General features: G+C 43.7%; 5 protein-coding genes. 2 read left to right on the forward strand and 3 right to left on the reverse strand.

Annotated features, from left to right (window positions below; translation table 11 throughout):
* Positions 1 to 55 precede the first annotated feature (55 nt).
* Together L2703_RS17975 and L2703_RS17980 are read right to left on the reverse strand one after the other, a co-directional pair.
* Positions 56 to 490 carry a dCMP deaminase family protein gene (locus L2703_RS17975; protein WP_238106437.1) on the reverse strand — a complete coding sequence of 145 codons (435 nt, stop codon included), beginning with the start codon at positions 488 to 490 and terminating at the stop codon, positions 56 to 58.
* A 121-nt stretch (positions 491 to 611) separates the two neighbouring features.
* Complete coding sequence (locus tag L2703_RS17980; RefSeq protein ID WP_248972402.1) at positions 612 to 1565, reverse strand: LysR family transcriptional regulator; 954 nt, start codon at positions 1563 to 1565, stop codon at positions 612 to 614.
* 261 nt (positions 1566 to 1826) lie between these two features.
* On the opposite strand from L2703_RS17980, the gene L2703_RS17985 reads away from it, so the two are divergent.
* Entirely contained in the window at positions 1827 to 2630 is an 804-nt protein-coding gene (locus tag L2703_RS17985) for a DUF4437 domain-containing protein (RefSeq protein ID WP_428848671.1), read from the forward strand.
* Positions 2631 to 3221: 591 nt separating this feature from the next.
* Positions 3222 to 3845: an SMI1/KNR4 family protein gene (locus L2703_RS17990; RefSeq protein WP_248972403.1), complete on the forward strand. Its 624-nt coding sequence runs from the start codon at positions 3222 to 3224 to the stop codon at positions 3843 to 3845.
* Between the two features lie 814 nt (positions 3846 to 4659).
* On the opposite strand, the gene L2703_RS17995 is transcribed toward L2703_RS17990, so the two are convergent.
* On the reverse strand, positions 4660 to 6594 hold the full coding sequence (locus tag L2703_RS17995; protein WP_248972404.1) for a B12-binding domain-containing radical SAM protein: 1935 nt from the start codon (positions 6592 to 6594) through the stop codon (positions 4660 to 4662).
* Positions 6595 to 6945: the final 351 nt, after the last annotated feature.

Consider the following 6945-nt stretch of genomic DNA (forward strand, 5'->3'; position numbering starts at 1 on the left):
TAAACACCTGGATTCCGGCTTAACTGCATTGCCGGAACGACGTGTAAAAGTAGGGTTATTCTACTTGCATCCAATCGACTTTAACGCCGGCTTGCTCAAACATATCTTCACTGACTTTAATCTTATCGCCCCAGCGTGACAAAAAATCGTCGTTAGGTTTTGGGCTATGTACGGCGCGCAATCCAGTTTGAATAATTTTGGCCGCGCAGTTAGGGCAGGGGAAGTGAGTCACCCAAATTTCACAACTACTAAGATCGCGTTTGGCATGCAATATGGCATTTTCTTCTGCATGAAGTGTTTTGAGCAGTTTCATTTCGCGGTTATCGGTTTCAGCGCTGTCTGATATTCCGTGAGGATAACCATTAAAGCCTAAGGATACGATGCGATTGTTTTCGGTGATGACCGCACCGACTCGGGTGGAGGGATCTTTACTCCAAGATGCTACGAGTTCGGCCATTTGTAAAAAACGTATCGCCCATTTTGTCATCATCTTAATGCCGTTCCTATGCGTTATTTATCAATTAACTATTGTTTTAACAATTGCTTTAACTAGGCGCTATTCTCTATGCAGAACAGTGATAAATCAACCTTCAATCTGATGCATATTACTTTTATTCATCTGTTGGCCATTCATGTTCAGCTAGGGTTTTATTGTTAATGAGCTGTACTCTCAACGCACTGATTTTTTGTTTGAGCTCATCGCGGATTAAACGGATAGCGGGTGTGATCATTTGCCGGCTTGGTAATACTAACCATAACTCAGTAAGTGGGATTTGGTAGTCTGGCATGACTCGTTGCAGTCGACCGGCCAGCATGTCTTGGGCGACATCAATAGCCGATTTTTTTGCAATTCCCACGCCGTCAACACACCAGCGGCGTACTAGATCGCCATCGTTACACGCCCTATTGCTAGTCATTTTTATTTTATGCTCTTGCTTGCCATGGAGCAGCAACCAGGTGTCATGGGTGACATTATACAGTTTGTAAAGCAGTGCGTTGTGCTCAATAAGTTCGCCAGGGCGAGTTGGTGCGCCGTGCTTGGCAAGGTACTGAGGCGATGCACACAAAAAATGTGGGATGTTACATATTTTAAAGCCATAAAAGTTGGACTCGTTTACCGCACCTGCAATCATTGCGCGCAGCGCCACATCAACACCATCGCGGTAAAAATCAACGCGGGTATCACTCACATGGAGACGCAGGGTAACGTCTGGATGGTGTGCTAATAAATCATTGAGTAAATTGCGCATGAGGTTGCGGCCCATTTCAGACGACATCGCCATACGAACCTCACCATTGATGGATTGGCGTTCGTCGTTAATTGCCTGTTGGCCTTGCTGTAATAAATCCAGCGCCTGCTGGCATAACGGAAGATAGCGCTCCCCCTCAGAAGACAAACGTAATTGCCTCGTGGTGCGAACAAATAACGCGGCGCCAACTTCGTTTTCAATGCGTTTTAACGCAATACTGGCTGCAGATGAGCTGATATCGAGTTGATTCGCAGCGGCCGTGATAGATTGAAGCTCTGCGATTTTTATCACTACCCGTAAATCTGCCATCTTCATATTGCTTCCTCTTAGCTCAAGTGATTTTTTACCGCTTAAGCTATCACTTGATTTTATTATCCACGTTTTTGCGAAAGTATATTAAAGATTACCCCGTTTATCGAATAAATGTAAAAGACTAAGATGACACTATTACACCGATGTTAATGCCGTTGTTTGGCCTAGTGCTGCCATTAAGGTGCCATAAATGCAGGGGTTTTCTCTGTCGACAAAATCAGGCCACGGTATTGTGCTCATTTTAACTAAGATGGAAAGTCAATCATGAATAGATTAACGATGACTGCGATTGCAGCTCTTATAGGTGCGATGGCTTTACCCGTGATGGCCAATGATCATAAGGTTATTTCGACCGATAATATTAAGTGGGGCATGCTTAACCCAGCACGCGGAGACGCCAGCCCCAAAGCGGCAGATCTTTGGGGCGACCGCACTAAAGATGTGGCGACCGGAATGCTGGTGAAGTTTCAAAAAGGTTTTTCATCACCACCTCATATTCATAACATCACTTACCGCGGTATCGTTATTGATGGCTTAATGCATAACGATGATCCAAGCGCTGAAAAAATGTGGTTACCAAGTGGCTCGTTTTGGACTCAACCGGCTGGCGAGAGCCATATCACTGCGGCCAATGGCGACGATAACCTGATATACCTCGAAATCGACAGCGGCCCTTATTTAGTTAAACCAGTAGAGCAAGCATTTGATAATGGTGAGCGTCCGATTAACATGACTGAAAACAACTTGTTTTGGTTAAATGTTAAAGATGTAACCTGGCTGGAAGCGGGCAATGCGCAAATCAGTTATTTATGGGGCAAACCAGACGCTGCCAATGGCAGTTTTGTTAAACTCCCCGCAGGTTTTAAAGGAGCGATTGAAAGCGGCAATGCACTTAAAGCCTTGGTGGTAAAAGGCAGTGCAACCTATCAATGGGGCGATCAACAAGCACTAACAGCATTAACCCCAAGCAGCTTCTTTAGCTCAGACGCGCAGGGCAAGCATGTGATTAATGCTAAAACCGAAGTGGTACTGTATGTCAATTCGTCAGGGCCGTTTAGCGTAAAATAGCTTTTTGTTAGTAATGGCCTAATCAGCACGAATATTGTGGTGATTAGGCTTTTTATTATCTCGCGGTAGTGGTTTTGGTTGGGGTAGCTCTACTTGTGTGTTGTACTTATGGCTAGCTGCTACTTATACAGTGGCGCTTCGCCCATACCAGACTAAAGCAGTAAAATGCTTGTACCGCTTTTGGCAATCAGCCCCCAAATGTGTTTACTGAAAACGCATTTTTTCAATGGTGCTTGCCTAACTTCATCTCCGCCATTCTAACTGACTTACACTTGCCGGATAAATATCCTGTATCTGGTCATATCTGTCATTTTTATGTTATGTGAAGCGTTTAAAAACAGCTGTAGTGGTTTTGGGCTTGTTGTTAAGTTGAATCGGTTAATAATTAAACTAAAGTTGTACGAATAATAAATCGCGAATACTGTAATGTATTGAAATTAATTTTTTATCTTTGTCGAATATAGAGTCCACTTTTAACGCGTAAGCTCGATTTGATTGGTCAACGGTGTAACATAAAACAGATTTACATCAATAAGATAGTGGTTTTAGGATGATATTAATCAGTAAGCTGTTAGCTAATAAGGAAAATGAATGTTTGATAAAATTGAAAGTATTTTGAAGCAAAAAGCTCCCTTAATTGTAGAAGCATTTCAGGGTGCTGCTGATGAGTCTAAAATTGAACAATTGGAATCATTAATTGGTACTGTACTACCAAATAACTTAAAGAAAATGTATCGTTCTAGGAATGGTTTCGACTATACAAAATTTGCCAATCTATTTTATGGTTTCCCATTCTTAGAATTAGACGTAATTATTCAAGCTCAAGAAAATTTAAAATCGACAAATACTTTAGAGCCTCTTAGGTACGCAGATCCTGAGATAAAAAGTGACTATACATTTGGCTTAAAACGCATACCAATTGGAGACGACTCAGGAACTTCATTGTTATGTGTTGATCTTGATCCTTCTGATGTAGGTAGTTATGGTCAAATTATTTTAGTTGATTATGATATGAGAGTTGCATTGAAGCTCAATTCTTCAGTTGAAGAATTGTTACTACAGTTTGAAGACGATCTAATCAATGATAAATACAGTCTTCAAGAAGATGCATTGGCAGATGGTGTGCACTGGTTAAAGCCAAGCAGAGAAATTGATCCAGGAAATTGGTTTAATTCATCACGCTGGCAGTACGTTAACACTGCCCTAAAAAAATAGCTAACAAAGCAATCAAACGGATGGCCGTTGAAGAAAGTGACATGAGCTAGCCATGGCTTTTCTCGTACTCCGTGTATCAGGCATCCTACTGGTCAGAGCAAGCTAGTTTTGGAGGGTAACGGGCGTACAGGGTATTCATGCCATCACGACATTTGTTAATCCATTTACATCAGATCCCCATTTGAAGCGTTAGCATTTTCATTTTTACCATAATGAGGTGGCTGAAGCCGGCAACAAACTCGGTAAAAGCTGGATTAATTTCCGCCGCAATATTTTCGCTGCTTTTGTTTGGTTAAAAAGTGAAAATGTAGCCGAAACGCTGAGTAATTTAACCGTGCCACCCATTGTTAATTTTTGACCGAGTGTTGTAGTTTCTTCAGATTAAGATAATGCCGAGAAGGTGAATCATGATGATTTGCAAGGCGACCGTCCGCCCTATGGACGGGGCGGCCGAGCTACAAGGACTTTTTATTTCAAAAGAAGTGCTGCGTGTCGTTGAGTGAATGTCATGGTTCGCCAATCTAATGAATGTGACTGTTTCAGCTTTTTGACTAAGCGAAGCGCCACGACGTCAGTGGCCGCAGGCCATAAATTACAAAAAGTACATAAGCACAAAGCTAACACGTAGATCCCCGATAAAAGCATTCGAGGATGACGGCGTGGAGCTGGATGCCTTTCGGTAACGTCCTTGAGCCGGGAGCTTAGCATTACTGGAAAGACGGAGTCAGAGTAATGCTACATCAGGGAGCGACGGTAAACTTAAGCGTACCATTGAGGCATTTGTGAATACCTCTAAAGCAGATAGGCTGCCTATTTACTCTTCTTGGCTCAAAATAAAATGGCTAATGGCTTTTGAGATCATGTCTTTTTTCATAGTGGTGCGTGTTACTGGTTGGTCAAACCAAAAGCTCATGGGTTGGTCGAAGCCGATGCCGTGCATGTAGTTGTAAAGTGCTTTGCGCAGGCCTTCGCCTAGCATGTCGTGATCGGTGCCGGTTGGGTCGGTAAAGTCGACATCATTTTCAGCAAAAAATACCTCTGGGCGTGGATCCAGGGTAATGCCAAACTCTTCTGGATTCATGCCGATTGGGCTGTGGGCTGTGGCAACAAAGCGGTGCCAGTAGGCCGACTGGAAACAACCTTGTTGCATCAATTGGCGCACCATTTCTAATGCATCAACGGTTTCTTGCTCGGTTTGTGTCGGGAAGCCATACATCAAATAAGCGTGCACCAAAATGCCCGCGTCGCTAAATGCTTTGGTGACCTGGGCGACGCGTTCAACACTGACGCCTTTTTTCATCAATTTTAATAGCCTGTCTGACGCAACTTCTAGGCCGCCACTGACTGCGATGCAGCCTGAATCAGCCAATAACTGACATCGTGCTGGGCTAAAAGTGCGCTCAAAACGAATATTGCCCCACCAACTGATCACCACGTTACGTTCAATCAATCGCTTGGCAAAAGCAAATAAGGCTTTGGGGGGTAAGGCTTCATCAACAAAGTGGAAACCGGTTTGCCCGGTTTCGGCAATCAGTGCTTCGATGCGGTCAACCAGAATGTCTGCGCCAGCGGTATCGAAACGGTCGATATAATCTAGGCTAACATCGCAAAAGCTACATTTGCGCCAGTAACAGCCGTGGGCGATGGTTAATTTGTTCCAGCGGCCGTCACTCCAAATGCGGTGCATTGGATTAAGCATTTCGCATAACGATAGGTACTCGGTTAATGGCAGACCATCGTAAATTGGTGCGCCAACCTCAGATTGGGGAATGTCGTGTAACTCAGTATTTTGATTAAGATGAACATAAGGCTGTCCGTTTTCATCTTCTGCCAAAAAGTAAGTGCGTACTAGCTCATCAATTTCGCGCTTGCCTTCAAAATACTCTAGCAAAGTAATTAATGGGCGTTCACCGTCATCGAGACAAATAAAGTCGACAAATTCGAATACTCTAGGGTCTTTTAATGCTCTAAGCTCGGTATTAACAAAGCCGCCACCCATCACGATAGGTAAATCAGGGTTAATGGCTTTACAGGTTTGCGCAATCCGTAAGGCGCCAAGCATATTACCGGGAAACGGCACCGTTAATGCGACCACGCTTGGCTGGGTTTCTTGTAAATAGTGTTCAACCAACTGCTCTAAAATGTCTGAACTGAAGCTCGGCTCATCCATTAGGGTATGATAAAGGTCGTCAAACGTTGGATTGGCGGCGGCTAAGCGCTCGCCATAACGGCTGACTTCAAAGTACGGGTCAACCCCTTGAGTGATGACGTTCGACAGATCGTTAATAAATAACGTCGCTAGGTATTTGGCTTTATCTTGCACGCCAAGGTTACCAAAGGCGGCTTGCAGAACGTCGCCCGACACGGCTTCCATTTGCGCGATGGCGTCAAATGCAGGGCCTTCGGGTAAAAACCGCCGGCTGTTAATGCGCATGGCCAGACTTGGGTCTTTGCCTTGTAAAAAGCGTATAACAGGTTCAACGGTGAGGTGATAACGGTCAAATTCGGCTAAAAAATTAAAAATAACATCAGGTAATTCGTCGTCTTCAAATTGCTCAAAGTTTTCTTCTACATGTTGACGGATAACCTCCAGTGCAGGCGCGGTCATCATTTCAAGAAATAGTTCAATGGCAGGATCTCGTTGTACCGCTTCATAGCCTCGTGAGCGTAAAAACCCCGTTAAATACGCTGTTGCCGGATATGGCGTATTTAATTGGGTCATTGGAGGGGTCATTAGAAGAACGGTCATAGCCTGCCTTTATCGTAAAGCCAATAGAAATAAGGCTGCATTCTACCAGTAAAAATGGCTCAAATCCCTTTAATTAAGGCTTTCATCTTGAACGGTCAGCAGTGCTACAGACTCGGCGGATTAGTGCCTTTTGCGCAAGATATTGCGCAGTGAATGGCGAAAAATCGAATAATGAGCAATATGTTGCTCATTTTATATTTTTTAAGAGGCGTTCTTTAAGCTCAGGCTATTTAACCTGAGCTCGGGATAAGGGATGATCTTATACTATTTAAAATCAACATGTTACCCATTCTCACTTTCAAGCTTGTCATTTGTTCTGCTAACAAGGCGAATTGACGCGTCAATAGCTAG

This window comes from Shewanella basaltis (genome assembly GCF_023283885.1).
GTDB classification, from domain to species: domain Bacteria; phylum Pseudomonadota; class Gammaproteobacteria; order Enterobacterales; family Shewanellaceae; genus Shewanella; species Shewanella basaltis.